Origin of the sequence: Ketogulonicigenium robustum, from assembly GCF_002117445.1 — a bacterium.
GTDB lineage: Bacteria > Pseudomonadota > Alphaproteobacteria > Rhodobacterales > Rhodobacteraceae > Ketogulonicigenium > Ketogulonicigenium robustum.
On record NZ_CP019937.1, the window covers coordinates 1,042,605 to 1,069,604 of the forward strand.

A 27,000-nucleotide genomic window follows, 5' to 3' on the forward strand; every position below is an offset into this window, starting at 1 on the left:
AGGGCGGGGCTCTCTACCTAACTGAAGCAGCGTTTAGAACCGGAAGTTCACGCCAATTTTTATCTGCCCAAGGTCTACTTCTGCGAGATCGCCGATGGTGGGGTCACTTAGCTCGCCAAGATCAGTATATGCATATTCGCCATACACCGACCAATTTGAACTGAATTTGTGCTCAAGACCTATGCCGTAGGTGACTCCTTCGAAATCCTCGCTTTCCGTCACTCCGGACACTGTCGCTTCGCCGGTGGCCCAAGTGTAACCTAGCAGCCCATAAAGGGCAGTATTTGCGTTGAAGGTGTAACCTGCTCGGAAAAATGCGGTAGTGACGCTGTTTAGTTCTACGTCTGCATTAATCCCTGCGGCGGTTGCAAATGCGTCTGTCAGATTTCCTTTATACTCGCCGAAGTTATATTCGGCGCCTATGCCGAAAATCCAACTGTTCGACTGCCAGTCGAAACCACCGCGAACAGCGTAATTTCCACCGTCAAGCTCGGCGATGCTCTTTCCCAACCCAGCAGATGAAAGTGCCGAGGCATAGGGGTCGACTGCATCCAACGATGAGTCACCGTAACTGGCGTTCAAGCCCAAATATCCACCCTGCCAAGTGGTCGGCGCAGCTGCGGGCTGAACAACGACAACTGGGGCTACTACGGGCTCGATGACTGGCGTGGCCAGACCACCTGCATTTGCCGCAAAAGCTGAAGTCGATGCGAGTAAAGCTGCGATATACAGATAGCGCATAGTCAAACTCCATTTTGTGTTTGGTGTTTCACTATTGCCTATATTTTTAGCTGCACGATGAGGTGAAAGATGACGTATGGTAGATTTGTTAATCGCGTTACTTTTTCGCCACATTTTACTTCCGGCTTAAGTGCTAATGACAGTGAACACGACCGCCATTGCTATTGTCAGCATGGCAGCACTGGCCGGGTGGCGATGACTTCCGGCAGCCGCCGCCGTGAGCCTCGGCGTTGTGCGCTAGGGCGGCTATGTAGCTGGCCAATGCAAAAACTGCGATGATGAAAAAACGCATGATCTATTCCAAATGAACAATGGGTTAATGGTGCGCCAGATTGTTAATGATTCGCTACCTTGTTCACAAAATCTCTCGGCAGGGAGAACGGTTGCACTTCACCTGTCGATCCGCCGCTTCTTTCCCCGCGGTCAAAAATCCTGTGGGTAAATCATCTTCGCACCTTCACAGGTGTTAGAGCTGATCGTAGCATAAGAACACAGAATCGTGAGGTTTCTTATGCGAAAACTACTTTCCATCAGCTTTTCAATTTCGATGTTTGCCATTGCACCCAATATAACTCTTGCTCAAAATACAAATCCAGCAACCTGCCATCATCGAACAACCGACACGGAGCGGTTGCTTTGCTACGACGCGGTCACAAAATATGAACCGCCAGTATCTTCGACTCAGGCCATTAGCCCTGAGCCGGCGGCCGGCGATGATGAAGTGTCGGGGGATCAGTGGCGCGTTTCTTCGCGAGGATCCATGTTAGATAACAGAACCGACGTTTTTCTCTCGTTGGAAAGTCTTAACACTCGAGGAAATTCAATCGGAAGGCCAGAACGCGCTAGTTTGTACTTACGGTGCTTCGAGAACCGAACTGCGGTTTTGCTGATGTTTAATCAATACATAAGTGATGCGCAGAATGTGCGCTTTAAACTTGACGATGGTCCCGTTAGGAATCTGTGGATGAACGAGGTCAACGGAAGTGACGGCTTGATATCAAGGTCAGGCGGCCCCTCTATCGAGTTCATAAAGGGCCTCCTTGATAAGGATCAGCTAGTTGTGTCCTTCAACAGCTACTCTTCAAATGGGCTGGAGTTTTCGTTCGATATCTCTGGGCTTCGGAGGCACGCGGGACAAGTTGCAAGCGCCTGCAATTGGTCGATTTGACTAGGCCTTTTTCACAAACTCTTTCGGCAGGTGGAGCCGCACCGGCGCGGCCCACTTGACCTGAACATCGTGCATGTTCGCGCCGGTCGGGTTCAGCGATAGCAGATGGAAAAGCCCAGGCGCCGTGCCGGGCTTGAGCTGCTTGACCCATGCGCGCCCGTCGGATGTCTCTGCCACGACGCGCTTGCCGATCGCTTCTGTGGGCACGCCGTCAGCCGTCATGCGGGTGTAGAACAGCACATCGCCGTCAAAGAAGTTCGGCTCCATGCTGCTGCCCTGAACTTCCACGGCCACGATCCCGTGCGGCGACAGCATAGGCGGGCATTGGATGTGATAGAGGCCGTCACCTTTGGCGTGGTCATCTGTGAGGAACACCTCATCACCAGCGCCGACGCGGCCGGGGACGGCGATAATGGCGGTTTCATCTTCCCCTAAGTCTCCGGCGTTCAGTCCTAAGATCTCTATGAGCTTGGTCAGGTTGCCCGCGCCGGGGTGCTTTTTGTTTTTCAAAAGCTGCTGAACGTAATTTGGGCCTTTGCCTGCGGCGAGGCTGATTTCGCGCATGCTGCGGTCATCAGACCGAATGGCCTCCTCGAGGCGGTTGAACCAGGTGTTTTCCATCAGCATTTTCTAGCACACCAGAAAAATGCACGCTTGAACGTTATAGCGTGTATTGCAATGCACGCGATAGCGTGTATAGCTTCGATTATGGAACAAAAACTTCTCTCCGACATTGAGGCATTCCGCGATGCGACAGGGCTTTCCGAGCATCGCGTAGGTATCATTTTGGCCAAGAACGGACGGCTGTTGGAGCGTTTGCGCGCCGACCGTCCGTTTCAGGTTCCTACTGTCAGAAAGATCAAGGACGCGCTTAAGCGAGAAACCGCGATCCGGCTGGCCACGCAACAAAGCGATGCGGCCAAATGACCGCCTCGCACCGTCCTTCCACATCTCAAGTTGAACCCACTGCACGGGATCAACATGCAATGGGAGCTTCCGGAATGTCCCCACGAAAGATTTCCGCCCGCACGCACAAGCTGGAGGTGCTGAGCTATCGCCAGCACTTCAACGCGGTATGGCAGCGGATCATGACCGAGAACTTCGAGACGCCGGCGGAGGCTGCCGTGTTTTTCGGGGTTGACCCCTCGACGGCGGAAAATTGGTTCGACGGCCGTAACGCGCCGCAAGGCTGGGGTGTCGGCTGGCTGCTGCGCAACCCCGAGACGCGGGCCTTTGCCATCGATGCGCTTGCGGGTGCCGCATGATCAGACGGGCCATTTCTACGCTTTGCGCATTGGAACTCACCATTGCGCTTCACCTCGGCGCGGCTGGGGAATGGTGGGCTGCGCGTGCAGCCCGTCGCTACGGAAAGTTTTCGGGAAACGCATCCAAGCCCTTGAAGTCGGGGCAGGGCGACACAGGGGAGTAAGCTATGGCTATCGGTTTTCAACGTGCGCGCGGCCTGCTGCTGGGGGGGATCGATTGATGATCACCAACGCTGACCCGCGCAAGCAGTCTGAAAAGACGACCTACGGACTGATCGACGCCGGACTTGTCGTTTCGGCTCCTGCCTATCGGAAGCTGCAGAGCAAGCTGGTGCCCGTCGGCGACGGGCTGTTTGGCTCCGAGTTTTCCCAGACCTTCACATATCGGGAATGAGCTATGATCGCCGATGTTTTGTCTGTGGCGTACTCACGCCTTTCGCGCTTCGGCTGCCCGGTCTCTTGTCGCAGCTACCGGCGGGCAAGCGTGGCAGCCTTGCCCATTGCAAGCAGCACGAGGCCGACGCCTTTGCCCGCCGAGACGCGGTTACAGGCGTGCATCGCCCGCCGCGCCCATCAACAGCGCCGAGCACACAAGGACGCCTCGACCTATGAAGGCACGCACCTGCGCCTTGCGCGAGAGCTGCAGGCCATACGGGAGGCAGGGCTATGACGCGGCAATCCCCCGAGCGGGCGGTGCATCTGGCTGTGCTGGCGTATCTGCGCGCCGTGCTGTTCGGCAATCCGGTCATCCACCACAGCCCGAATGAGCTTGGGTTGTCCGGCCCCGCGGCTGCGCGGCAGGTGGCCAAGCATAAGCACCTGGGGATGACCTCGGGCTTTCCCGACCTCGTGGCCTTCACTTTCCACGGACCGCTGTTCTTCGAGGTCAAGGCCGACGGCAACTATCCGACGCCCATCCAAAAGGCGCTCCATGCCGATCTGGAGCGCCTGAACTACCGCTGTGCTGTGGTGCGCAGTGTTGACGATGTGCGGGCCGCTCTGGCGCGCTGGGGCATCCCCACGCGCGAGACAATGCCTGAGGGGGAGATGGTGCCATGAGCGTCAAGATCATGTCTGCGATCTGGGAGGCCGAAGGGATCGATGCGTCTGAATGCCTCGTCCTGATCGCGCTGGCCGATCACGCCGACGATGAAGGGCGCTGCTACCCTTCAATCGCGCGCCTCTGCAAGCGCACCAAGATGTCTGATCGAGGTGTCCAAAAGGTCATCGCTCGGCTGATTGAAAAGGGCTTTGTGACGGTGGTTCAGAACGCGGGACGCGCCGGTTCTAACCTATACATCATCAATCCTGATGCGGGCAAAACCCCTGAACCGTGTTCACCCCCGAATGACGTTCACCCCGAACCACGTTCACCACCCCCCGAACCACGTTCCGAAAACCCCCGAACCACGTTCACCCAAACCGTCAAGAACCATCATTGAACCGTCAGTATCCCCCAAACCCCCAACGGGGGGATAGGCAGGCCGTGCTGATCCTCTCTGAGCTTCTTTCACCTGAGATGGCAGAGGACTTCGCAGAACATCGCCGATCGAAGCGAGCCAAGCTCACAGCAAAAGCCGCTGAGCTGATCGTTCGGAAGCTACGTGATCACCCAAACCCCGACGCCGAGATTGAGCGGACGATCATGCAGGGCTGGACGGGGGTTTTCCCAGAAAACCGCCAGTCGCAGCCAGCGCCGCAGAAGTCCATCACTCAAAGCGTTCTCGATGAATTCCTGATCAAGGATAGATCCCAATGAGCCGTGAAACCGAAATCAACGACCAGATTGCGCGCTTTTTGGTACGTTACTCGCCGCCGCGCACCATGGCCGAGAACCTCGATGCGCAACGGGATGAAATCCGACGCATTACCCGCATCGTTGTCCAGCATGCACCCAATGTCGGCTACGTCGAATGGGTGGCCACGCTGATCGACCAGATCGAGGTTGGTATGACCACGCGATCATGGCCCCTGATTGGAGAGGTGAACAAAGCGTGTGAGGCCCTGCGCAAGGAGGGGTTTCTGTCCCGTCCTGTCCTGAAAGACCCGCATGTCGAGGAGCACGGCCATTACGCCAAGCTGGCCGACCGCATCAAGGCTGGCGAACCGGTAGCTGAAAGCGTCCTCTACGGCGTCGAGGCGGTCGAGATGATCAAGCGCAACCTGCTGACCGAAGGCGATCTGCGCAAGCATCGCAGCGCTGCGTATTTCGCCCGCAAGGCGACATACGGCGAGGAAGCGGCAGAGGTCTGGGAGGATGGGCGCAAGGCCCTGCACGAGCGCTGCATGGCCGAATACGACACCATTGTGGCCCAGCGGGCCATTCCACGCGCCGGTCGCAAGGGGTTCAGCCCCAATATGCCCAGCATGCCCTACAGCGACGGGTTCGCCGCATGAACGCGCCCCGCAGCATCTTCGACGCGGATATGGCCGTCCGGCCTGCGCGCAGACCCGCCCCGATGCCCCTTTCGCCACGGAATGAGGTTGTGAAGCCCCCACGAATTGAGGTCGAAGCCCCATCTGCCCCCGAGATGAACGTGGCCATCCCTGTCACCATCCGTGGAGTGGTGTACCCATCACGCAAAGCAGCGATGCGCGCTCTTCACGTGTCGGACAAGACCCTGAAATCTGCCGAGCAATCCGGCAGGTTGGACGAGGTAGGGATGTCGCCGAAGCTGCGCTTCAGGATCTCTGTCGGAGGGCATGATTATCTGACTATTGCCGAGGCGGCCGCCGCTATCGGCGGAACAAAGGGGGGTATCGCAGTGGCTATGCGACGAGGCAGGGCGCTAGGGGTGACGCATGAGGAATACCTAGGCTACCGCATTGATTGGGAGGCGGTCGAATAATGGCCAAGGGCAAGACCAAGCGCATCAAGGGCAAGCAGATGCGGCATCCTGCAACGCTGGACTGGGACTTTGGCGCAACCGGACCGGCAAACCAGCAGGGGCTGGTCAAGGAGCGGTTGGCCGATATCGACGGCACCGGCACGATCAAGCGCGCCCGCCGCGTCGATATGCTGGAGGTCTGGCACAAACGGGGCTGGCTGTCGGGCGAGGCATGGGACATGGCCAAGAAGCTGCGGGATGCGTTCGAGGGCACGCAGCGGTCGCAGGGCGCAGACTATGAGCGGCCTCGCGTAGACAGAAGCCCGAAGCCCGATTGCGCTGTCGATATCCAGATCGACCGCTTGAGCCGATACCGCGCCATCACTAGCCACATTGCCGACGACGATCGGTCCGTCATCATCCGTTGCGTCATCAACGGCCGCGCGCCTGAGGGCCGAGGGCAGGAGGCGGTGCGGGCAGGGGTGCTGGGCTTGTCGCAGGCGCTGGAGCGCACATTGTCCTCGACACGGGGCGAGGTTGTGCGGTAGGAAGGGGACAGAACAGATTGCGAAAACTTGTTCGGTCCGACCGCTGCCGTTGGCTTTAACTTGCCGGTTTGGCCTTTGGCGGCGGTCGCAAATATCCCTTGATATAATCCGACTTTCATGTAAATTGGCATTATCGAAGTGGTGCGGGCAGATTGCCCTGCGCCACTTTTTTGTTTCGGGAGGTCACCATGCAAAAGAAGCGTGGCGCCCCAGCATTCCATTGGACGCCTGACTTAGAGGACGAAATCCTGACACGCATCATGCGTGGGGAGAGCGTGGCGACAATCTGCGGGCCTGATAGGGACGACTTCACGCCAAGCGAGGTGACCTTCTACAAGAAGCTGGCGGAAGACGACGATTTTGCGAAGAGATACGCCCGCGCGCGCGAAGTTCAGGCGCACCGCGAGTTCGATGAAATCCGCGACATTGCTGATCGGGCCGATAGCGAAAGCGTCGGGCTGGCCAAGCTTCAAATCGACGCTCGAAAATGGCGCGCAGGAAAGCTGGCCCCCAAGGTCTACGGCGAGAAGCAGGCGGTCGAGCACAGCGGGCCTGACGGTGGGGCCATCGCAGTGAGCGGCATCGCCCTGCGGATCGTGAGGGCAGATGAGCGAGGCGACACTTGATGTTCCTGAGGTCTTTGAGCCGCTTCTAGCCCCAGCACGCTACAAGGGCGCATACGGCGGGCGAGGATCAGGAAAGTCGCACTTCTTTGCAGGTCTCGGCGTCGTCCGCATGGCCACGCAAAAAGGCTTTCGCATCGTCTGCGTACGCGAGGTGCAGAACAGCATCAAGGACTCGGTCAAGCAGCTGCTGGAGGATAAGATCGGGGCCTTGGGCCTGTCCGAGTTTTTCACGATAACGGATCAGGAAATCAGGGGGCAGAACGGCTCGCTGGCAATCTTTCGGGGCCTGCAAAACCACACGGCGGCGCAGATCAAGTCGCTGGAAGGCTTCGATGTTGCATGGGTCGAGGAGGCTCAGACGATCAGTCAAGCCTCATTGGATCTGCTGACGCCTACTATCCGCAAGCCGGGGTCGGAGCTGTGGTTCGGCTGGAACCCCGTTAGCGAGGCCGATCCGGTCGATAGGCTGCTGCGCGGTGGCGCGCGCGACGACGCCATCGTGGTACAGGCCAACTGGTCGGATAACCCGTGGTTTCCTGATGTGCTGCGGGCCGATCTGGAGCACGACCGGATCAACAATCCGGACAAGTGGTTGCATGTCTGGGAGGGGCGCTATCAGGCGCTGTCCGAGGCGCGGATATTCCGCAACTGGCGCGTGGGCGAGATCGAGACGCATGAACGTCAGGTCTGGCACGTCGGCGTTGACTTCGGTTTTGCCAAGGACCCTGCGGCGGCGCTGCGTTGCGCGCTGGTCGGGGACCGGACGCTTTACATCGACAGCGAGGCCTATGAGGTCGGGGTTCCTACCGAGGCGCTGCCTGCCTTCGTGGGCCGCGTGACCGATGCGCACATCTGGGCAGGGCGGGCCGATAGCGCACGACCGGAGACGATAGACTATCTGCACAGGCACGGCTTCCCCAAGCTGCAGCCCAGCAAGAAGGGACGCGGATCGGTCGAGGACGGCATCAGCTTTTTGCAGGGCTTGGAAATCGTCGTGCATCCGTCCTGCGTGAACATGCAGCGCGAGCTGACCGCGTATGCCTACAAGATCGACAAGCGCACCAATGAAATCCTGCCGGTGCCGGAAGACGCGAATAACCACCTGATCGACGCGCTGCGATATGCCGTCGAGAAGCTGCACCGCAAGGGGCAACTGCTGCGCGAGCCGGAGCCGGACGCACAGCGCGAGCGCCGAGACTACGCGCCGATTGACGATGACGACGATATTGACGACTGGAAGGTGGCGTGATGGCAGAATTGGCAGTGCTGGTCAGCCGCTTCGAGGAGGCCGAGCAATCGGGCATGGATGCGCGTGCCGAGGGTGTGCGCGCCCGTAAATATTACGACGGCAAGCAGTGGACCGAGGCTGAAAAAGCCGCACTGGCGAAGAAGAAGCAGGCCGCCATCACGATCAACCGCATTCGGCGCAAGATCGACTGGCTGCTGGGGCTGGAGATGCAGACCCGCACTGACCCGAAAGCTTTCCCGCGCACGCCGAAGCATCAGCAGGGCGCACAGGCAGCAACCGACGCCATCCGGTTCGTTTGCGACCAGCAGGATTGGGATGGCGAGCGGTCGGGCGTCTGGGGGGATATGCTGATCGAGGGCTGGGGCGGGGTCGAGGTCATCCACGATTTTCGCCCGCCCATGACGCAGCCGCGCGTGGTCATCAACCGATACGCTGCGGATCGCCTGTTCTGGGACCCGCATTCGCGCGAGGCTGATTTCAGTGACGCCCGATACAAGGGCGCGGTGATCTGGTCGGACGCCGAGGCGCTGAAAGAGGAATATCCCGACGCCGCTGACGTGATCGACGCATCGCTATCGGCTGATTTCGGCGGTTCGGGCGAGTTCGAGGATAAGCCCTCGTGGCAGATCTGGAGCGATCCCAAGCGCAAACGCGTGCGCATGGTGCTGATGCACTACATCGAGCGCGGCGTGTGGAAGTGGGCGCAGTTCGTCCGCGCCGGTATCGTGGCCGAGGGCGAAAGCGAGTACGTTGACGAGGACGGCGACAGCCTGTGCCCGCTGATCATGGCATCGGCCTATGTTGGCGAGGGCGGCGACCGTCACGGCGTCATCCGCGATATGTTCGACCCGCAGGACGAGGTGAACAAGCGCCGGTCAAAGCTGCTGCACACCCTGAACACCCGCCAGACAGCGGGCATCAAGGGCGCGGTCGGCAGCGTTCGGGCGATGAAGGCCGAGCTTGCCAACCCTGACGGTCACGTCGAGGTGGATGCCGAGGCAGTCGAGGCAGCGGGCCAGTTGGGCATGAAGGCGTTCGAGATCCTGCCCAATCAGGATCAGACCGCAGGCCAGTTCAACTTGCTGCAAGAGGCAAAGGCCGAGCTTGATCTGATGGGGGCCAACAGCGGCCTTGCCGGGAAAGACGAAGCTGGTGGCGCATCGGGTCGTGCGATCCTTGCACGCCAGCAGGGCGGTTTGATCGAGATTGCGCCCCTGACGGATCGCCTGTCGCATTTCACGCGGGAGGTTTACCGGCAGATCTGGCTGCGCATCCGGCAGTTCTGGACGGAAGAAACATGGGTGCGGGTGACGGATGACGAGCGCAACGTGCGGTTCGTTGGCCTGAACCAGCCCGTGACGCTTGCTGATAGGTTGGGGCAGATCCCGCCAGAGCAGGCGCAGGCGTTCGTCGCCCAGAACGGGCTGTTCCCGGGCGATCCACGGTTGCAGCAGGTTGTAGCGATCGACAACAACGTCGAGGAAATGGACGTCGATATCCTGATCGAGGAAGCGCCGGACGCGGTGACGCTTGAGGGTGAGACGTTCGAGCAGCTTGTGAACATCGCCACATCGATGCCGGGGGCCGTCCCGCCGGACGTTCTGATCGAACTTGCGCCCGGACTGCGGCGCGAGGTCAAGGACAAGCTGCTAGAGCGCCAGCAACAGCAGCAGGCCCAAGCCGCGCAACAAGGGCAAGCACAAGCCCAGATGGCGCAGCAAGGCCAACAGATCGAGGCGCAGGCCAAGCAGGCCAGCACCGCGAAAGACGCAGCCGCCGCGCAGAAGTTGACTGTCGAGGCGGTTGCAAAGAGCATCGAGGCGCAACGCCTCGCTGTTTACGGGGTTTAACCCCACCACCTGCCGCCGAGGTCAACGGGCGATGATCCTGCCGCCGAGGTTACGGGCGCTCGTATCCCAAAAACGTAGAATGGAGCTTTGCCATGACTGGCGAGGATGATGACCTGTTCCCTGCCGCCACCTTTGATGAGGCGGAAACCGCTGTTCCCGAAACACCGGAAACACCTGAGGCCGAAGCGCCATCAGAGCAGCCCGACGCCCCCGAGGCCGAAGGCAAGACGGTTCCGCTTGCCGCGTTGCACAGCGTTCGCGATGAAAACAAGACGCTGAAAGCGCGTTTGGCCGAGTTTGATGCCGTGAAAGCCCAAGTGGCACAAATGGCGCAAGCGCAGCAACCTCCGGCGCAGCCTGTGCGGATCGACCCGAGCGACCCGAACTTCGGGCAGGTCTTGGCGCAAGGTGTTCAGCGAGAGTTGGTTCACAACAAGCTGCAGCAATCGCGTTTTTTCGCGGAGCGGGAGTTTGGGAAGGAGATCGTTGATGAAACGATGGCCTACTTCAACGCGCATCCGCAGGAAAGCCAGCGCTTTCTGGGTGAGCCATCGCCGTTTCATGCTGCTGTCGAGTTTTACAAGAAGCAGAAGGTTGCGGCGGAAATTGGCGATAACCCCGAAGGTTACGCCTCGAAGCTTCGGGAACAGATCAAGCAGGAAATCCTTGCCGAAATGGCGAAGGAGAGCGTCAAGCCGTCGCGCGGCCCGAGCCTTGCGACACAACCCAATCTTGGATCACGCGCAGCCCCCGAATGGACGGGGCCGATGCCTTTGGATGACATTTTGAAGCCGTGATCCGGCAATCATGCAGGTGAAACATGACTGATACGACCGTATCGACGGCGCTGCGCGTCAAGCAGTGGGATGACAAGGCCCACCGCGAATACGTGCGCGCCAACCGGTTCCGCAAATACATGGGGACCGACCAAAACAGCATCATTCAGGTGAAAGAGGACCTGACCAAAAAGAAGGGTGATGCGATCACCATTCCGCTGGTCGGTGCGCTGGATGCAACCACTGGCCCGAACACCGGATCGACCACGCTGGTTGGCAACGAAAAGGCGTTGCCGAACGACGGCCACCGCATCGAGGTTGGCGTCGTGCGCGATGCCGTTGTGGTGAACGTCGAGGAAGAACAGGCCTCGCCCATTGCGATCCGCAACGAGGCCAAGGTTGCCCTCAAGGACCTGCAAATGCGCTACCTGCGCAACTCGATCCTTGGCGCGATGGCATCGGTCAATGGCGTGGCCTATGGCTCGGCAACCGCAGCGCAACGCAATGCGTGGGCCGTGACCAACGCCGACCGTGTGCTGTTTGGCAATTCGACCGCCAATTACAGCGCGACGCACGCCACCGCGCTGAACAATGTCACTGCGGCCATGACCCTGACCCGTGACGTGGTGTCCGAGATGAAGGCCATTGCCCAGACCGCAAAATCGGTAAACGGCGACGGCCTGCGCCCGTACACCTACGGCGAGGACGAGGAAACCTTTGTTCTGTTCGTCGGCTCGCGCGCCTTCCGCGCCTTGAAAAAGGACATGGAAAGCGTGCTGACCGATGCCGAGAAGCGCGGGAAGGAAAACCCGCTGTTTACCGGCACGACCTCGCTTTACTGGGACGGCGTGGTTGTGCGTGAAATTCCCGAGCTGGGCACCTTTGCAAATACTGCCAGCACGCCCGTCACGCTGACGCCGACCTACTTGTGCGGCGCACAGGCTCTGGGTGTGGCGTGGGCCATGCGCACCAAGACTACGCTGCGTTCGGAAACTGATTACGAGTTCAAGCGCGGCGTCGGCTTCATGGAAATGCGCGGGGTCGAAAAGATCCTGTACGGCGAGAACGGCAAGCAGTGGGGCATCGTCTCGGGCTTTGTTGCAGCCTGACCTTTCCAGTGGGGCGGTTCGCCGCCCCATCACCAAGGCCAGAGGTGACGCATGAAAACCAAAAAGCAGATCATCGAGCGGGCGTTGCGTTCCATCGGCGTGCTGGCGCAGGACGAACCCGCCACTGCCGAGATGGAGCAGCAGGCGGGCATGGTGCTGGATAGCCTGTGGGCCGAGATCAACGCGGCTATGCCCGGGGCGACGTTTGACCCGCGCGCAGGCGTGCCGGACGAGGCTTTTGTGGCCGTCGCCCAACTGCTGGCGGCCGAAATCGCGCCGGACTACGACCGCGCGGGGCCGAGCCGGTCGCGGGCGTGGCTGCGGGTGCGGGCGCTGTATGTGACCGACGACAGGGCGCAGGATTGCAGCGAGGTGCGCGACTATGGCTGTCGTTGAGTTTGTCGGCAACTCGGGTCGTGACCGCGACAATATCGCGGCCAACACCTCGCGGCTGGTCAATTGCTACCTTGAGGAAACGACGGGCGGCAAGTGGGCCTTCAAAAGCGTGCTGGGCAGCAAACCCCATGCGGCAATGGCCGGTGTGTTTGTGCGGGCCATGGCCGAGGTGGGCGGGCTGATCTACGTCGTCTGCGGCGGGGCGCTGTGGACGGTGGATGCCGCAGGGTCGGTTGTGCGGCTTGCGGATATTCCAGACAGCGACCAGACCAGCATTTCATCGAATAACGGGGCCATCACGATTGCTGCGGGTGGCGAGTATTTCCTGTGGGACGGATCGACGCTGACCACGCCGAGCGGCGGCGCGTTCGAGGACGTTTCGAGCGTCGAGTTTGTCGATTACTACACCATGATGACCGAGGCGGGCGGTCGGCGCATCCAGTGGACGGCACAAGCCGCGCCAGAAACGCTGAACGGGCTGTATTTTGCCACTGCCGAGGGCCGCGACGATCTGATCGTGCGCGGCGTGACGCTTGGCAGTCTGTTCGTGGTGTTCAAGGCCGCATCGCACGAGCTGTGGTATAATACCGGCGGCGCGGGCGCACAGGCGTTTGCACGCGTCACAGGCGGCGTTCGCGATGTTGGGCTGGCAGGTTATGACCTGATAGCCAAGCTGCCGTCATCGGGCAGCGGGCAGGCGGCCTTTGTGGGGTCTGACGGGCGGCTTTACCTGTTCACGGGCGGCACGGCCAATGCGGTGTCAACGCGGCCTGTCGAGACAGCCATCGCCCAGTGCGAGGCGCTGTCAGTGCTGGCCTATGAGGACGAGGGCCACACATTCGTGGCGCTGGTGTTCCGCGACGAGGTGGCGTGGGTCTACGATCTGACAACGGGTCTGTGGCATGAGCGGGCCGAGGGCGCGGATCAGCGGCCATGGTCGGCGCGGCGGTCGGTCAAGCTGGGCCGGAAATGGTATGTCGGCCAGAATGGCGGGCAGATCGTGGAACTTGTCCGGTCGAACCGCGACGGGGTGACGCCGCTGTTTCGCGAGGCCACATCGTCCACGCTGACGATGGACGGGCAGCGCTTTTTGACGCGTGAGCTGGAGTTTTTTCCGCGCCAAGGCATCAGCAGCGCCGATGTGCAGCTTTCGCTGTCGCGCGACGGCGGGATGACGTGGACACGTGACAAGCCGCGCCCGATGGGTGGGCAGGGCAACTATGGCAAGCGCCTGATCTGGCGCAATCTGGGGCAGGCCCGTTCGCTGACGGCGCGCATCAGATGGACGAACCCCGAGGACGTTTCGTTTTCGGCAGAGGCAAGGGTGGTGGTGGGATGATGAAGCCGTTGCAGCCCACGACACCGGTCACGCAAGGCGGCGATCTGCCGTCCGTGGATCTGGTCATCATCATTCAGCAGCTGGTGCGTGAGATCGAGGCGCTAAAGGCGCAGGTCGCGGCGCTGACACCATGACCCGCGCCACATTGGACGACTTGCCCACGCTGATCCAGCGCATGGGCCGGTTTCACGCGGCATCTGGGCTGGCGTCACGGTTTGATCCCGAGGCGACCGGCGCTTTCCTGACCGCCTGCGTCATTCAGGGCGCGGTGTTTCTGACCGATCGCGGCTGCATTGGCGGGATGCTTGCGCCGCATTGGTGTGACCCGTCCCACATCATGGCCGTGGAAATGTTCTGGCACGCCGATGGCGACGGGCTGGCGCTGCTGCGGGACTTTGAGGCGTGGGCCAAGGGCGCGGGCGCATCGGAAGTGCGGATGACCTCACTTGCCTCTCTGCCGCGCGCTGATCGGCTGCTGAAAGCCAAGGGCTACGCGCCCTGTGAAATCTCTTATTCGAAGGTGGTCTGACATGGCGATTGGAACCGGCACGGCCCTGTTGGGCGGCTCGCTTATTTCCGGCCTGATGGGCGGCAGAAGCGCGAAAAAGGCCGCGAAGGTGCAGGCACAGGCGGCCACGCAAGCGGCGGACCGTTTGGAAAGCGCAGCGCGTGAGGGGGCGACGGCCCAACAGAACGCCTACACCAACGCAGGGCAGCTTGCATCTGACGCGCTGGGGCAGTCGGGCAATACGCTGACCAACGCAAGCAATGCCGCGCTGCAACAGCAACTGACCGGCGCGAGCGGCGCGCGGGATGCGGCGCTGGCGGGCGTGAATGGCGCGCAGGCAGCTTACCAGACCGCTGGCCAGCAGATGTTGGATCAGAACCAAGCGGTTTATGACGGACAGAGCGCGCTTTATAACCCCTACATCCAGAGCGGCACGAACGCGCTGAATGCGTTGAATTATGAGCTGGGCCTTGGTGCTGCGCCCGACGGGTATAGCGGCTACAGCGCGACACCGGGCTTTCAGTTCGCCTTGGACAGCGCAAACCGCGCCATCGAGGGCAGCGCATCGGCGCGCGGCGGGCTTTTTTCCGGAGCGACCATGCAGGCGCTGTCGGACAACACCGTCGGCATGGCGCAGCAGGATTACGGCAACTTTCTTGATCGGCTGACTGGTCAGTCAAACGTCGGCTACGGCGCGTCGGGGCAGATGGCAAATGCGCTGGCTGGCTTTGGCACCAGCAACAATGCGGTTTACGACTATCTAGGGCAGGCAAACGCCAATGCGGCGACGCAAACCGGTAACATCAATGCCGGATATGCGGAAAATGTCGGCAACCTCGGCGCACAGAACGCGCTGGATATCGGCAATATCGGGTCGAACGTTCTGCTGGGGCAGGCTGATGCGATGGGGCAAGCGGGCGTGAATTCGGCCAATGCGCTGGCCAATGGCTTGAATACAGCTGCGCAGGCTGGGGCGGCGGGCATCACCGGCGCGGCCAATGCCAACTCGGCGGGCATCATCGGGGCCAATAACTCGTGGCAGAATGCACTAGAGGGTATCACCGGCGGGATCGGTATCATCAACGGACAACTGGCCGGACAGAACAAGCTGGCGCAAAAGCCCGCCAGCGGAACCTCAGCAACAACCACGACGACAAGCACCCCGTTCTGGAGGTTCTGATATGGCCGACTTCCGCAATGCGCTGGCCATGGCCGAAAGCGGTGGCGATTACGGCGTCACCAACACGCTGGGCTATATGGGGCGGTATCAGTTCGGCGACGACCGGCTGACCGACTTCCAGCGTGCCACGGGCCAGCAGTTCACGCGCGAACAGTTCCTTGGTTCGCCCGATCTGCAAGAGGCGGCCTACGCGTGGCACATCGCGGATATCGATCGGCAGCTTGCGCCGCTGGTTGGGGCGGTGGTGGGCGGCCAGACCATGGACAGGGACGCATTGCGCGGCATGGCGCATCTGGGCGGGGTGGGCGGCGCGCGGCGCTATGTCGAGAGCGGCGGGGCCTACAACCCATCTGACGCCTACGGCACGGCGCTGAGCGACTATGCCGGCCGATTTGGCGGGCAGGGCACACAGGAGGCCCCAGCGGCCACTGTGAACGCGCTAGCGACGACCCCAGCGCCGCAAGAGCCGCAGCAGAACGCACTAGCCCTGCCGCCGCGCTGGCAGCCAAACTACCTCGATCCGCAAGCCTTCCAGCTTGACCTAAGCCAATTCGTGAGGCGCACATGAACGCACTGAACATCGACCACCGCATGATCCTTGGCGGCGAACAGCCGAACCTGACCAATGCACTAGCGGGCGGGGTGACGCTGGGCGGCCAGATAGCGGACATGCAGCATCAGGGCGCTTACCGCAACGCGTTGGCCGAGTACGGCGCGGGCGCACTGGGGGGCGAGCAAACCGCGGTCAATGCGCTGGCTGGTTTCGATCCTCAGGCCATGCAGAACCTGCAAATCGGCAGTTTGGGTATGGATCAGACGCGTTTGAGCATGGACAGCACCCGTCAACAGATGCACCGCCTTGACGCGCAAGAACGCCGTGCTGCCGAGGAATATGCACGAGGGTTGGCTGCTGACGAAGCCCAATCCATGCGCGCGCAGACCGAAGACATGTTGAAGCAGGCTGCATATCTATACATGACAGGGCAGCGGGATGCGCTGCCGGATTTTCTGGAAACGAACGGATTTGCCCGCGATGCAATCGCATGGGATGATATTCCGCGCGAAATCTACCGCCAAAACGAGTTTACTACCATTCTAGGGGATTTGTTCCCTGCGCAGCCAGAATACAGCCTAGTCACAGGCGATCAGGCTGCCGCGATGGGGCTTGACCCCGCTGGGGCATATAACCTTGGTCGCGACGGTAAGGTGTCGGCAGTCGGCGGAGGCGGCACGAATGTGACCGTGAACAACGGCGGTGAAATTGATCAGGGCAAGCTATACGAGACGCTCGATAAGGCCATTGGCGATCAGTTTGCGGGTCAGATCACGACGGGCGTCCAAGCGCAACGCAACCTCGCGCGGGTCGATGCGCTGGAGCAGATGCTGCAAGGCGCGCCGGGCGGGTTCATGGCTCAAGCCCAGATGCTAGCTGGTAACTTCGGCATCCAGACCGAAGGTCTCGCACCCTTGCAGGCGGCCCAAGCGTTGATCAACGCCATGGTGCCTGAACAGCGCCAGCCGGGTTCAGGCCCAATGTCGGACGCCGATCTGGAATTGTTCAAACAGTCACTACCGCGCCTTGTGAACACCCCCGAGGGCAACGCCTACATCATCGCGACCCTGCGCGGGCTGAACGGTTACGACATGCAGATGGGGGATATTGCCCAACGGGTCGCAAACCGGCAGATCACACCAGCCCAAGCGGCAACACTGCAATCGCAGCTGGAAAACCCACTCGCAAACCTTCGGCAACAACTGGATGTGGCGGGAACGGCGCCACCGGCAGCGCCCTCGTTGCAGCCCGCTACTGCTTTGCAATCTGCGCCGCAGCCGGAGGCCGAGCAAGGCGGGTACCGCCCGGGGCGTGGCGGCACAGGAAACACGCCGTCACAGCGTCGAAACCAAACGCTTGCTGCCCCGCAGGGCATCGATCCCAGTGAATGGGAATACCTGACCCCCGAAGAAAGGGCTTTGTGGCAATGACACCTGAACAGCAACGCGCCCTTGCTCTGGCCCGTGCCCGCCGCCGCCGCGCCGAGGCAGAGGGAACGCCGCGTGAAAGCCGTGGCTTTTGGACGGAACTGGCCGACAACGTGATCGGCTTTGACGACGGCGTGGACACCCCCGGAGAGAACATCGGCAAGTGGGTCAATCGCGCGATTGAAAGCGCCACGTTCGGCCTCGTCGGTGACGAAAGTAACGCCGCCGCCAACGCGGTGTTGCTGGGCCGCGATTACGAGAACGAACGTGACCGCTTCCGCGCGAACGAGGAGAGCCTCGGCACAGCAGGCCAGATCAGCGCGGACATTGCGGGTGCGCTGGTGCCCGGGCTGGGCATGGCCGGTGCGGCTGTGAGGGGGGCAAATGGAGTGGGCCAGATGGCGATCCGTGGCGCGGCGATGGGGGCCGCCGGTGGGGCAACTCATGGGTTTATGGAAGGCGAGAGCGGGGCTGAACGCGCTGTCGGATTTGGTGTCGGGACGGGTGTCGGTGGCATCCTCGGTGGTGCCGCACCCTATGTCGGCGCGGGCATCCAGCGCGGCGTTCGCGCCTACCAAGAGGGCGCGCGCAATCGTGCTATCGGCAACCAATTCGCCAATGAGTTGGGCATTGACCCAATTGCGGGGCGATACGTTCAGCAGACGCTTGCAGCTGAAAACCCCGAAGTCATTGCGGATGCAATCCAGCGTGGCGGACCGCGCGCTATGCTGGCAGATTTGCCTAGCATTGCAGGAGATGTGCGATCGCATGTCAACGCACCGGGGCCCGCGGCATCGCTTGCCTTTGGCAGGCTGAACGAGCGTGCCGCCGCCGAGGCCCAAGACCTCACCGCCGCACTGGATCGCACCATGGGCACCGCGACGGGCGTTCGACAGGCGCGCGGCGATGTGGCCACCCGAACCGCCGACGCCCGCAGGCAAGCCTATGACGCCGCCTATGCGCAGCCCATCGACTATAGCGCCGAGGCTGGCTCGCGCCTGCTGGGGCTGCAATCTCGCCTGCCTGCGCGTGCCGTCAGCTATGCCAACGAGCTGATGCGCCTGCGCGGCGAGCAATCGCGGCAAATCATGGCGCAGATCGGGGAAGATGGGGCGGTCGCATTCTCGCGCCCGCCGGATGTTCGCCAGTGGGACTTCATCAAGCAGGCCCTCGACCAGATGGCGGAGAGCGGCGACGGGGCAGGTGCCTTGGGCGGGCAGACCCGCATGGGGGCGGCGTATCAGGGCCTATCCCGCGATATCCGCAACAGCCTGACTGAGGCCGTGCCAGCCTATCGGACGGCCATCAATACGGCGGCGGATGCCATCGGCGAGAGCAACGCCATTCGCTATGGATCGGAACTGCTGCGGGACGGCGTGACGCGCCATGACGTGACGGCTTGGATGCAGAACGCCACGCGGCCCGAGATTGAGGCAGCACAGACCGGACTTCGCAGCCAGATCGACCATATCCTTGGCCGCGTGCGTCAAACCCCGAGCAATCTTGACGACGATGCGCAGGAGATTTCGCGCGTCTGGGGCCAGTTTATGAGCCGCAACAATCAGGAAAAGATGAGCGCCATTCTGGGCGACGAATGGCCGTCGCTGCTGGAGCAGTTGGAAAGGACAGGTGCGGCGATTGGGACGCGGCGCGGCGTCAGCGGTAACTCTGCCACCGCAATGAACCAAGCCACGCAAGACCGGCTCAACGAAATGACCCAGCCGGGGCCGATACGTCAAGGTCAGGTGCTGCCGACGGCGCGCGGGTTGTGGCAAAACCTAACAGGCGCAAGCCCAGAGGCACTGGGGCGTTTCCGCGCGGATCAGAGGCTGGATATCGTTGATGCCTTCACACGGGGCAGCCCGCAAAACGTGCTGAACCTCGCCAACCAGTCGATGCTGACAAATCCGCCCGTGAACGCGCTTGCAGGAGTAGGCCCACTAAACGCCGTCAATGCGCTTAGCCTAGGATACGCTCCACAAGCGGCGACGAACTGGCTGTTAGGCATACTACCAATAGGGCAATAGATGCGAAAACTAGGGCATAGATCGCATAGCCTCTATGCCCTGGGCGCTTCATGAACAGCATGGCGTAGATGAAGCCAAGAAAAATACCGTTGGCCATGAGCCCAGCGAGTACAGCTTGTGAAAACGTCATGTGGTCACCCAGTAGAGGCATGTCGATCGTGATCTATTTCGGGTTCGGCTGCGTGCATTGTCACGGCCAGCCGCAGCAAGGCTTTCATTCAGTGGCAGGAGGATTAGTTGGCGGGAAATAGTGAGATTTCTTAACCTTTAATTCCTTCGACAACTCGTTGATTTGCCTCGCGATCCTATCGCGCTTGATCGGGTCATCCGTATCTTGATAAGCATTTAAGGCGCTTTCGAAGAGATCAAGAAACCTATCGAATGAAGCCCAGTCCATCTTGGGAGCGGGATACTTTTCCTCCAGCGTCGCCACGATCTCGGCATTCATGCTGCGATTGTTAGCCTCGGCGGCAGCCTTGATCCGGTCGCGCAGTCCATCAGGGAACCGGACAGTATATTGCTCTGCGCCTCTGCCTACGGTTGCCATGCGATTCTCCTTTGGTTGATCGCATTACTGTAATTTTTTTTTGTTGACGCGCAATCGCATCACTGTAATGTAAGGTTACGGTAATGCTACATGGAAGGATTGGCGAAGTGACGTTGCAGCGCACCCCGTTCGGGCTTCGGATGCCTAAGGATTTGCAGGACTGGATCAAGATGAAGGCCGGGCGCGAAGATCGTTCGCAGAACTATGTGATCAACCAAATTCTGATGAAGGCGATGGCAGATGAGCATGCAAAGGCATGAAACGAATGAAGGCGCCGGGACGGCCATCCCAACGCCTTCGAAGAACCCAACCACTACGAAAGGGCTTCGGCCATGAATATGATCGTAAACCAAGACGATTTCAACGGGCTTGTTAATTCCAGCCTGAAAACGAACAGCCGTATCATCGCGGAGAAGTTCGAGAAGGAGCATCGCAATGTGATGCGCGATATCCGCGCACTGATCGACGCGAACCCAGATTGGGGTCTGCTCAATTTTGAGCAGACCCCCTATGTCGATGCCCAGAACGGCCAGACCTACCAGATGCATGAAATGACCCGTGATGGGTATTCGATGCTGGTAATGGGCTTCACTGGTAAGAAGGCGATGGATTGGAAGATTAAGTTCCTCGCCGCGTTCAACGCGATGGCAGAACAGCTGAAGCGGACGGCGGTGTTGAGCGGTCCGCAGTTGATGGCGGCGGCGCTGATTGAAGCCAACGCCACTATGAGCGCTCAATCGATCCAAATCGAAGCGATGAAGCCCAAAGTTGAAGCCTACGACGACCTCATGAACGCCGACGGTCTCTACGGGCTGCAAAATGCGGGTCGCGCCCTAAGCGCCCGTCCAAATCTGTTCGTTCGCTGGCTCAAGCAAGACTATCTGTTCTATCGCGGAAACGCCTTGGTTGCGCGAACACAGTTTGTCCAGCGGGGTTACTTCGAGGTGCGGAGCAAAATCATCGATGAGACAGCTCGACCTGAGACGTTCGTGACACCAAAAGGCCTGCTACATCTTCGCGACAAGGTACCATCCGAAATTCTGATCAGACTTTGAGCCAACCCGACGAAATACGTCGCCTTGGTTTCCATATCCGACGTATTTCGTCGGATGTTGTCAAAGTTTAGGTAGCACGTGCCCCATTGGGGGGTGTCGATATTTCTCGCTCATCCCCCATTGGGGGTTGGACGATATCGGCCCTTGGACGGTCTAGACCACCAACCAAGGGCCTAACCACCAATCAGAGAGAACCTGACCAATGGCTAAACCCCATACTAATGTCGCTTGTGCGGCAAATGAAGTCTCACGCAGAGGTATTCTTGCCGCGCTGCCATTTCTGGCACTGGCACCCGCTGCGGCAGTCAAAGCCGAACCAACCCGAAAGGAGCTTATCGAACAGCATGCCCAAGCGCTGCTAGACCTGATCCGCGAGGAATATAGCGGGCAGGTGGATGCGCTCGGCATTAGCATCCGCAGCAACCCTGACCAGCCGCTGGACGTGTCCGCATCGGCCAATCGCATCACCATATCGGAGCGCGGTTATCCTGTAGCCAATGCCGCCGGGGACTGGTCGCTCAAGGTCGGCTGGATCGGCTGACGCAGATATGAAAAAGCCGCGTCCCTAGCGGGGCGCGGCGGGAAATACGAGGTAGTCGCCTTGGATGGTCATTCAGCCGCGAGCAAATGCAGGCGCGCTGCGGGTATTTCCGCGACATCCAGTTCCCGACGGCCTGCTGCCAAGTCGTAATTCAGCTGCATATTCAGCCAGAATTCTGGTGTCGTCTCGAATAGCGCAGCGAGGCGAAGCGCGGTGTCGACCGTGACAGCAGTCTGCTCCTTCACCAACCGCTCAATGCGCGTGCGTGGGACTTTGATTTCCTTGGCAACCACTCCTGCGCTTAGGTGGTAGGGGATAAGATACTCTTCGCGAAGGATTTCACCCGGGTGCGACGGTGTTACAAGCATGCTCATTTTCGCTCCTTTCAGTGGTAATCCACAATCTCAACATTGTCTGGGCCTGCATCAGTCCAGACAAAACATATCCGCCACTGATCGTTGATCCGTATCGAGTGCTGGCCAGCTCTATCTCCTGCTAGTGCCTCCAGTCGGTTGCCTGGAGGTGATCGCAAGTCATCCAAAACGTGGGCAGCATCGAGCATGGTCAGCTTTCGATGTGCGGTCTTTAACAGGTCCTGAGGGAAACGACGTGGGCGGCCACCGTCGGCAACCTCTTTCGTCAAGCGATCCCTAAATCCCTGTATCATGTCGTGATACATATCATTGAATATGTTTCCTGCAAGTAAAACGTGCAAACCAAAGTGAAATAAAACTGAATTTTCCCAAATCGACATTCGAAATATGCCGAAGAACAGCTGAAATTTAATCGCGATTGAGCCGAGATTTCGCCGAAGTCCAGCCGGACAGTCAACAAAATCGCTTCGTAAGCCACCCCCACGGGTGGCTTTTTCATTTTCCGAGAGGCCCCATGAGCAACCTCATCAACTTCAACGTCATTCGTGCGCTGGATCTGGACGGCGTGCCGGTGTCTGGCGCGCAGGCGTTCTTTTATGACAGCGGCACGGATCAGCCCCGCACAGTCTATGCCGACATCGGGGCCACGGTTCCGCACCCGCAGCCGGTCATCGCGGATGGCGACGGTGTGTTTCCGGCCGCCTATGCCGAGGGTGGAACGCCCGTGCGCGTGGTGGTGCGAGACGCGGATGGCGCTATGGTCGCGGGTTACCCCGTCGATCCGGTGATGATGACGCCCGCCGGTGATGCGCAGGCGTCCGCGATCTCGTTCAACCCCACGGGGTCGATCCCAGCGCTGAACGTGCAGCAGGCTATCGAGATGGTGCAGGCGTCCAACGTGGAGCCGCTGAACGACGTGGGCTGGGGTGTGACGGGCAACGCGGGGCTGATCGTTGATATTGACGCGATCAATACACCGTCCGGCGTCTATCGTTTCGACGGTACCACCTTGGGGTCATTCCCCGAGGGCGTGACCAAAGCTTGGTCCGGCATTGTCCGCGTCGAGCGGCGCTCGGCCGCCTATGTCTTGCAGACCCTGCAAGCGGGAACGGAGGCCGTACCATACAGCCGAGTGCTGGACCAGAGCCTTGGCGGCTGGCAGCCATGGTTCCGCTTTTTGGACGCCAGCACGCACAATCAGGCAACGTGGAACGCTGGCCTGAACGCGGTGCCGAAGGCCGTGTCGCCGCTGGCCCTGCGCGGCGCGGCGCTGTCGCTACCAATCGCCACGCGCGAGGCCAAGGGGCTGATGGATGCGTGGCAGGTCAACCAGCTTACATTTGGAACCGCCCCCATCGGTGCAATTTTTATGTTTGCTGGGACAACCGCACCTGATGGTTGGGCGTTCTGCCGTGGGCAGGTTTTTTCCCGCACAAATGACTCCGCTCTGTTCGCAGTCATTGGTACCACATATGGCGCCGGAAATGGTACTACCACCTTCAATTTGCCGAATTTTTCAGGCCGGTCGCCTGTAGGGGCGGGCGCGGGGGGCGTCTACGGCGTGTCACAGCGGTGGCTCGGCCAGATGGACGGCACCGAAACTGTCGCGCTAACCGAGGCACAAATGCCGCGCCACAACCACTGGTTTTCTCGCCTGACGTCTTGGGCGGGCCGCCACAGGCACCGCATCCCTAACGTCGAGATAATTAACGGTGGTTCGACATTCCGGGGGCGATGGTCCGAGGGGGTCGGTGAAATGTGGACGGATGAGGTTGGCGACCACCAGCACCTTGTTGAAGGCGACACTGACGCCCGAGGCGGCGGCGAGGCGCACAACAACATGCACCCGTTCATCGGCATCAACTTCATCATTCGGGTGCGCTGATGGAAATCGTAAACCTTCCCCCTCTGCGAATGATCCAAGGGCAGCCATTCACCCAGACATGGCTGTTCCGCGACAAGGCAACGGGTCAATCGGTCAACATGGCGGGCTGGACGGGGCAGGTCAGCTTTGCGTGCGGCCAAGCCATCGAACCACTGCCGCTGTCGATCCTGCCTTCGGGCCGCATCATGCTGAACTTGACCGCCGAGCAGGTCGATGACCTCGGCCACGGCACCTATCAAATCAATCTTAACGCGCCGTCACCGGACTTCAATGAGGTCTGGCAAGGCACAGTTTTCGTTGCGGAGGCCGTATAATGGCGAAGCGGTATGAAGTTATTGTCGAGCGCGACAGCGGAGCAACCAGTGTCGCTGTTTTGGAGGTTATCGACGCTCTGCCGGTGATCGAAGCCGCTCCACAGGCGGCACGTGATGCGGAAGCTGCTGCGCTGGCTGCTGAATTGTCGCGCGCTTCGGCACTTGCTTCAGAGGGGGCTACACGAGCCAGCGAACAAGTCGCATCTGAGCACGCGGATAATGCGATGCGGAATGCCGCACGGGCGACCACCGCTGCTACATCCTCCGAAAATAGCGCTACTGCTGCCATTGCTGCAGCGACCGCAGCCGAAGAAAGTGCGGAGCGAATTGATCTTGGCGCATTAGATGATGCAGTTGCCGCCACAGCGGCGGATCGCGCTGCGACAGGTGGCTATCTCGCATCAACGCAAAGCCTAACTGTTGATGCCGAAAACGCAGCTTCGATCGCGAATGCAGCTAAGGAACAATCCGAAGCTAACGCGGCGACTGCGGCAGGATTTGCGGGAGATGCGGCCGCATATGCTTTGCAGGCACAAGCCAGCCAGTCCAGCGCAGCAGATCGTGCAACGATGGCAGCCAATAGCGCGGCCAGCGCTGCCGAAAGCGCGGAGGAAGCCGCAATAAAGGCGGGCACTGCTCAAACCAGCGCAGCATCGGCGGCAGTTTCAGCGACATCAGCGGCGAGCCAAGCAAGCGCAGCCGAAGTGGCGGCGTCGGATGCGGCATCTAATGCAACCAACGCATTGGCGGCGGCGAGATTAGCGGAAGATAGCAGGGATTTAGCCGCTGCGAGTGCTTTTGCGGCTTCCGAAAGCGCTGAAAACGCAGAGGCGCTTCTTGCGGGGAAGGCGGACAAGGCGGTGGTCGATGATCTGGCGGCCAAAACTGTCGGGCCCCGTGATGCAGATAGCGGGCAGGGTGTGACGTGGATCCTGTTTGACCGGAATAGCAACGCGCTAGCGGGATGGGACCAGACCGGCGCGCGGATCATCCTGTCGGACGAGACGGTAGCGGACATCACACGCCGTATAGATTTGCCCGAAGTTGATCTGGATGCGAAAGCAGACAAGGCAGATGTTGAGGCGCTGGCGGCCGAAACTACCGGCCCGCGTGATGCTGAACGGTTCGATGATGTCGCGTGGGTTCTGTTCGACGTGAACGAAAACGCGTTGGTCGGATGGGATCAGACGGGCGCACGCATTGTCTTGTCGGACGATACTATCGATAACATCGGTCGCCGCCTCGATCTGTCTGGGCCGATCGATACCGACTTCGATGTATCGACCGGCTTTCGACTATCCGGCCTTGCTTGGGATAGTGACGGTAATGTCGTAATCGCCTCGCGACCAGACGGCCTCGACATGATTATGGCGCAAGCGTTCTGGGATCGGGGCCGTGCGGCGTTGGGGATTGATGATCCGCCACCTGAGCCACAGCCGGGGGATGCGCTGTCAAAGACTGCGTGGCAGATCATCAGCGTGCAGGGGCAATCGCTGTCGGTGTTCGGCCCATATTCCGACCTCTGGAATAAGGCCAGCGTGGACGCAACGAACGCATCGCTGCCGGGCTATGCCTTGCAGCTTGCGGGCCTGACCGCCCAGCAGGAAACCGACCCCAGCCCTGTCGCGATCAACTCGACCGTAGGGGCGCGGGCGCGGGATTATGTGAAGACCACGCGGGCGTCAGGTGTCGCGCAGGCCACGACCGACGGGACGCTAGGGGCCGCGTGGCCGCTGGCGGCGCTGGTCAACCTGCACCGCGCCGACCTTGGCGTCGATCAGGTGCCGGTGTTGACCACGGCCCACGGCATCAGCGGGGTGGCGATCGAGAACATCGACCCCTATCCCGAGACCGGCACGGGTATCACTACGATCTGGGACAACATGGTGTTCTGGTATGGCGAGGCCGCGCGCGTGGCAGCCGAGGCAGGGAAATCGCTGACCGTCCCATGGCACGATTGGGTGCATGGCACATCCGCCGCGCAGTATCCGGCGGGGTCATACATCGACCAACTGTGGGACTATCGCCGCAACTATCTGGCGATGCTGCAAGATACGGGGATCGAGGGCGGCACGCTGATGATCCTGTCGCAGCCCGGTGGTAATGCCAACACGTCGCACGTCAACATGACGTGGCACTGTGTTGACGAGATTGAACTTTTCTGCGCGGCGGGTGGGGGTGTACTGGCGACGCCGGAATATGCCTACCAGATCGCCGACAACAACGTGCATCCCGACGCCTATTGGACGCTGCAGTTCCAAGAGGTGAAGGCGTGGGCGATTGCCGAGATCGAGGCGGGCCGTCAGTGGCAGATCCTGCGCCCGACCGCGAGTGTGGCGGGCAATGTGGTGACGCTGCAGTTCGACTTGCGCCCTGACGAATACCTCGTCGCGCACGACGCCAACCGCTACGGTGGCGTAGGGATCGACGGTAACCTCGGCTTTACGGCGGTAGGAGCCAACATCACCGGCACAGTGCTGCGCGGCCACCAGGTCGTGCTGACATGTGACGGGACGCCTACCGCCATCCATTACGCCTTCCAAAAGCAGGACGTGCGTGCCGTGCCGGATAACCTGTGGAACGCGCATCGCGGCCTGCTGCGCACGTCGCTGTCCAAGCCGTCTAAAGTTCTTGCTGGGGTGCAGCTTTACCGCTGGGCCCCGTCCTTCCGTTTGCCCCTGTAAGAGGATCGCA

Annotated in this window: 34 protein-coding genes; 29 read left to right on the forward strand and 5 right to left on the reverse strand. The window is 60.5% G+C overall.

What is annotated here, in order from left to right:
• Positions 1–33: 33 nt before the first annotated feature.
• Positions 34–741 carry an outer membrane protein gene (locus BVG79_RS05325; RefSeq protein WP_198167891.1) on the reverse strand — a complete coding sequence of 236 codons (708 nt, stop codon included), beginning with the start codon at positions 739–741 and terminating at the stop codon, positions 34–36.
• A 547-nt stretch (positions 742–1,288) separates the two neighbouring features.
• On the opposite strand from BVG79_RS05325, the gene BVG79_RS13890 reads away from it, so the two are divergent.
• Positions 1,289–1,909 carry a type VI secretion system-associated protein TagO gene (locus BVG79_RS13890; protein ID WP_418268950.1) on the forward strand — a complete coding sequence of 207 codons (621 nt, stop codon included), beginning with the start codon at positions 1,289–1,291 and terminating at the stop codon, positions 1,907–1,909.
• Here BVG79_RS13890 and BVG79_RS05335 read toward each other — a convergent pair whose 3' ends face one another.
• The gene (locus BVG79_RS05335; RefSeq protein WP_198167892.1) at positions 1,910–2,530 is read right to left on the reverse strand and encodes a helix-turn-helix transcriptional regulator; all 621 of its coding nucleotides are present in this window, start codon (positions 2,528–2,530) and stop codon (positions 1,910–1,912) included.
• An 87-nt stretch (positions 2,531–2,617) separates the two neighbouring features.
• Between BVG79_RS05335 and BVG79_RS05340 the strand changes: the two genes are divergently transcribed.
• The 22 genes from BVG79_RS05340 (at position 2,618) to BVG79_RS05435 (ending at position 19,590) form a co-directional block, all read left to right on the forward strand.
• Entirely contained in the window at positions 2,618–2,836 is a 219-nt protein-coding gene (locus BVG79_RS05340; protein WP_157115629.1) for a hypothetical protein, read from the forward strand.
• 74 nt (positions 2,837–2,910) lie between these two features.
• Positions 2,911–3,174 (forward strand): hypothetical protein, encoded by a 264-nt coding sequence (locus tag BVG79_RS05345; RefSeq protein ID WP_085785976.1) that lies wholly within the window; start codon positions 2,911–2,913, stop codon positions 3,172–3,174.
• Between the two features lie 220 nt (positions 3,175–3,394).
• On the forward strand, positions 3,395–3,568 hold the full coding sequence (locus tag BVG79_RS13475; protein ID WP_157115630.1) for a hypothetical protein: 174 nt from the start codon (positions 3,395–3,397) through the stop codon (positions 3,566–3,568).
• Positions 3,569–3,840: 272 nt separating this feature from the next.
• Positions 3,841–4,233 (forward strand): VRR-NUC domain-containing protein, encoded by a 393-nt coding sequence (locus tag BVG79_RS05350; protein WP_085785977.1) that lies wholly within the window; start codon positions 3,841–3,843, stop codon positions 4,231–4,233.
• The gene (locus tag BVG79_RS05355; protein ID WP_085785978.1) at positions 4,230–4,616 is read left to right on the forward strand and encodes a helix-turn-helix domain-containing protein; all 387 of its coding nucleotides are present in this window, start codon (positions 4,230–4,232) and stop codon (positions 4,614–4,616) included. The genes BVG79_RS05350 and BVG79_RS05355 overlap by 4 nt, the downstream gene beginning before the upstream one ends.
• A gap of 44 nt (positions 4,617–4,660) precedes the next feature.
• Positions 4,661–4,933, forward strand: coding sequence for a hypothetical protein (locus BVG79_RS05360; RefSeq protein WP_157115631.1), 273 nt, complete (start codon positions 4,661–4,663; stop codon positions 4,931–4,933).
• On the forward strand, positions 4,930–5,571 hold the full coding sequence (locus BVG79_RS05365) for a hypothetical protein (protein WP_085785980.1): 642 nt from the start codon (positions 4,930–4,932) through the stop codon (positions 5,569–5,571). Before BVG79_RS05360 ends, BVG79_RS05365 begins: the two co-directional genes overlap by 4 nt.
• Entirely contained in the window at positions 5,568–6,023 is a 456-nt protein-coding gene (locus BVG79_RS05370; RefSeq protein WP_085785981.1) for a hypothetical protein, read from the forward strand. Before BVG79_RS05365 ends, BVG79_RS05370 begins: the two co-directional genes overlap by 4 nt.
• Positions 6,023–6,550: a hypothetical protein gene (locus BVG79_RS05375; protein WP_085785982.1), complete on the forward strand. Its 528-nt coding sequence runs from the start codon at positions 6,023–6,025 to the stop codon at positions 6,548–6,550. Before BVG79_RS05370 ends, BVG79_RS05375 begins: the two co-directional genes overlap by 1 nt.
• Before the next feature lie 188 nt (positions 6,551–6,738).
• Complete coding sequence (locus tag BVG79_RS05380) at positions 6,739–7,176, forward strand: terminase small subunit-like protein (RefSeq protein WP_085785983.1); 438 nt, start codon at positions 6,739–6,741, stop codon at positions 7,174–7,176.
• On the forward strand, positions 7,157–8,425 hold the full coding sequence (locus BVG79_RS05385) for a PBSX family phage terminase large subunit (protein WP_085785984.1): 1,269 nt from the start codon (positions 7,157–7,159) through the stop codon (positions 8,423–8,425). Before BVG79_RS05380 ends, BVG79_RS05385 begins: the two co-directional genes overlap by 20 nt.
• Positions 8,425–10,275 (forward strand): portal protein, encoded by a 1,851-nt coding sequence (locus BVG79_RS05390; RefSeq protein WP_085785985.1) that lies wholly within the window; start codon positions 8,425–8,427, stop codon positions 10,273–10,275. Before BVG79_RS05385 ends, BVG79_RS05390 begins: the two co-directional genes overlap by 1 nt.
• Before the next feature lie 92 nt (positions 10,276–10,367).
• The gene (locus BVG79_RS05395; protein ID WP_085785986.1) at positions 10,368–11,072 is read left to right on the forward strand and encodes a hypothetical protein; all 705 of its coding nucleotides are present in this window, start codon (positions 10,368–10,370) and stop codon (positions 11,070–11,072) included.
• A 23-nt stretch (positions 11,073–11,095) separates the two neighbouring features.
• Positions 11,096–12,160 carry a phage capsid family protein gene (locus BVG79_RS05400; RefSeq protein ID WP_085785987.1) on the forward strand — a complete coding sequence of 355 codons (1,065 nt, stop codon included), beginning with the start codon at positions 11,096–11,098 and terminating at the stop codon, positions 12,158–12,160.
• Positions 12,161–12,211: 51 nt separating this feature from the next.
• Positions 12,212–12,556 carry a hypothetical protein gene (locus BVG79_RS05405; protein ID WP_085785988.1) on the forward strand — a complete coding sequence of 115 codons (345 nt, stop codon included), beginning with the start codon at positions 12,212–12,214 and terminating at the stop codon, positions 12,554–12,556.
• Entirely contained in the window at positions 12,543–13,895 is a 1,353-nt protein-coding gene (locus BVG79_RS05410; RefSeq protein WP_085785989.1) for a hypothetical protein, read from the forward strand. The genes BVG79_RS05405 and BVG79_RS05410 overlap by 14 nt, the downstream gene beginning before the upstream one ends.
• On the forward strand, positions 13,892–14,029 hold the full coding sequence (locus tag BVG79_RS13480) for a hypothetical protein (RefSeq protein ID WP_157115632.1): 138 nt from the start codon (positions 13,892–13,894) through the stop codon (positions 14,027–14,029). Before BVG79_RS05410 ends, BVG79_RS13480 begins: the two co-directional genes overlap by 4 nt.
• Positions 14,026–14,424: a hypothetical protein gene (locus BVG79_RS05415; RefSeq protein ID WP_085785990.1), complete on the forward strand. Its 399-nt coding sequence runs from the start codon at positions 14,026–14,028 to the stop codon at positions 14,422–14,424. The genes BVG79_RS13480 and BVG79_RS05415 overlap by 4 nt, the downstream gene beginning before the upstream one ends.
• Position 14,425: 1 nt before the next feature.
• The gene (locus BVG79_RS05420; protein WP_085785991.1) at positions 14,426–15,583 is read left to right on the forward strand and encodes a hypothetical protein; all 1,158 of its coding nucleotides are present in this window, start codon (positions 14,426–14,428) and stop codon (positions 15,581–15,583) included.
• A 1-nt stretch (position 15,584) separates the two neighbouring features.
• Positions 15,585–16,151 (forward strand): hypothetical protein, encoded by a 567-nt coding sequence (locus BVG79_RS05425; RefSeq protein ID WP_085785992.1) that lies wholly within the window; start codon positions 15,585–15,587, stop codon positions 16,149–16,151.
• A complete protein-coding gene (locus BVG79_RS05430; protein WP_085785993.1) occupies positions 16,148–17,566 on the forward strand; it encodes a hypothetical protein in 1,419 nt (472 codons plus the stop codon). Before BVG79_RS05425 ends, BVG79_RS05430 begins: the two co-directional genes overlap by 4 nt.
• On the forward strand, positions 17,563–19,590 hold the full coding sequence (locus BVG79_RS05435) for a hypothetical protein (protein ID WP_085785994.1): 2,028 nt from the start codon (positions 17,563–17,565) through the stop codon (positions 19,588–19,590). Before BVG79_RS05430 ends, BVG79_RS05435 begins: the two co-directional genes overlap by 4 nt.
• A 214-nt stretch (positions 19,591–19,804) precedes the next feature.
• On the opposite strand, the gene BVG79_RS05440 is transcribed toward BVG79_RS05435, so the two are convergent.
• Positions 19,805–20,137, reverse strand: a complete 333-nt coding sequence (locus tag BVG79_RS05440) for an Arc family DNA-binding protein (protein WP_085785995.1) — start codon at positions 20,135–20,137, stop codon at positions 19,805–19,807.
• A 107-nt stretch (positions 20,138–20,244) separates the two neighbouring features.
• Here BVG79_RS05440 and BVG79_RS05445 point away from each other — a divergent pair, with 107 nt between their 5' ends.
• The 3 genes from BVG79_RS05445 to BVG79_RS05455 all read left to right on the forward strand — a co-directional run bounded on the left by BVG79_RS05445 (position 20,245) and on the right by BVG79_RS05455 (position 21,733).
• Positions 20,245–20,397 (forward strand): Arc family DNA-binding protein, encoded by a 153-nt coding sequence (locus tag BVG79_RS05445; RefSeq protein WP_198167893.1) that lies wholly within the window; start codon positions 20,245–20,247, stop codon positions 20,395–20,397.
• A 72-nt stretch (positions 20,398–20,469) separates the two neighbouring features.
• Positions 20,470–21,192, forward strand: coding sequence for a phage regulatory protein/antirepressor Ant (locus tag BVG79_RS05450; protein WP_085785997.1), 723 nt, complete (start codon positions 20,470–20,472; stop codon positions 21,190–21,192).
• A gap of 202 nt (positions 21,193–21,394) precedes the next feature.
• Positions 21,395–21,733 (forward strand): hypothetical protein, encoded by a 339-nt coding sequence (locus BVG79_RS05455; protein ID WP_085785998.1) that lies wholly within the window; start codon positions 21,395–21,397, stop codon positions 21,731–21,733.
• A 68-nt stretch (positions 21,734–21,801) separates the two neighbouring features.
• Here the strand turns inward: BVG79_RS05455 and BVG79_RS05460 are convergent, their stop codons facing one another.
• Together BVG79_RS05460 and BVG79_RS05465 are read right to left on the reverse strand one after the other, a co-directional pair.
• Entirely contained in the window at positions 21,802–22,107 is a 306-nt protein-coding gene (locus BVG79_RS05460) for a HigA family addiction module antitoxin (protein ID WP_085785999.1), read from the reverse strand.
• Between the two features lie 11 nt (positions 22,108–22,118).
• A complete protein-coding gene (locus BVG79_RS05465) occupies positions 22,119–22,487 on the reverse strand; it encodes a type II toxin-antitoxin system RelE/ParE family toxin (protein ID WP_269466767.1) in 369 nt (122 codons plus the stop codon).
• Positions 22,488–22,621: 134 nt separating this feature from the next.
• On the opposite strand from BVG79_RS05465, the gene BVG79_RS05470 reads away from it, so the two are divergent.
• The 3 genes from BVG79_RS05470 to BVG79_RS05480 are packed head-to-tail and all read left to right on the forward strand — an operon-like array spanning position 22,622 to position 26,990.
• Positions 22,622–23,992, forward strand: coding sequence for a phage tail protein (locus BVG79_RS05470; protein WP_085786000.1), 1,371 nt, complete (start codon positions 22,622–22,624; stop codon positions 23,990–23,992).
• A complete protein-coding gene (locus tag BVG79_RS05475) occupies positions 23,992–24,306 on the forward strand; it encodes a hypothetical protein (protein ID WP_085786001.1) in 315 nt (104 codons plus the stop codon). The genes BVG79_RS05470 and BVG79_RS05475 overlap by 1 nt, the downstream gene beginning before the upstream one ends.
• A complete protein-coding gene (locus BVG79_RS05480) occupies positions 24,306–26,990 on the forward strand; it encodes a hypothetical protein (RefSeq protein ID WP_085786002.1) in 2,685 nt (894 codons plus the stop codon). Before BVG79_RS05475 ends, BVG79_RS05480 begins: the two co-directional genes overlap by 1 nt.
• Positions 26,991–27,000: the final 10 nt, after the last annotated feature.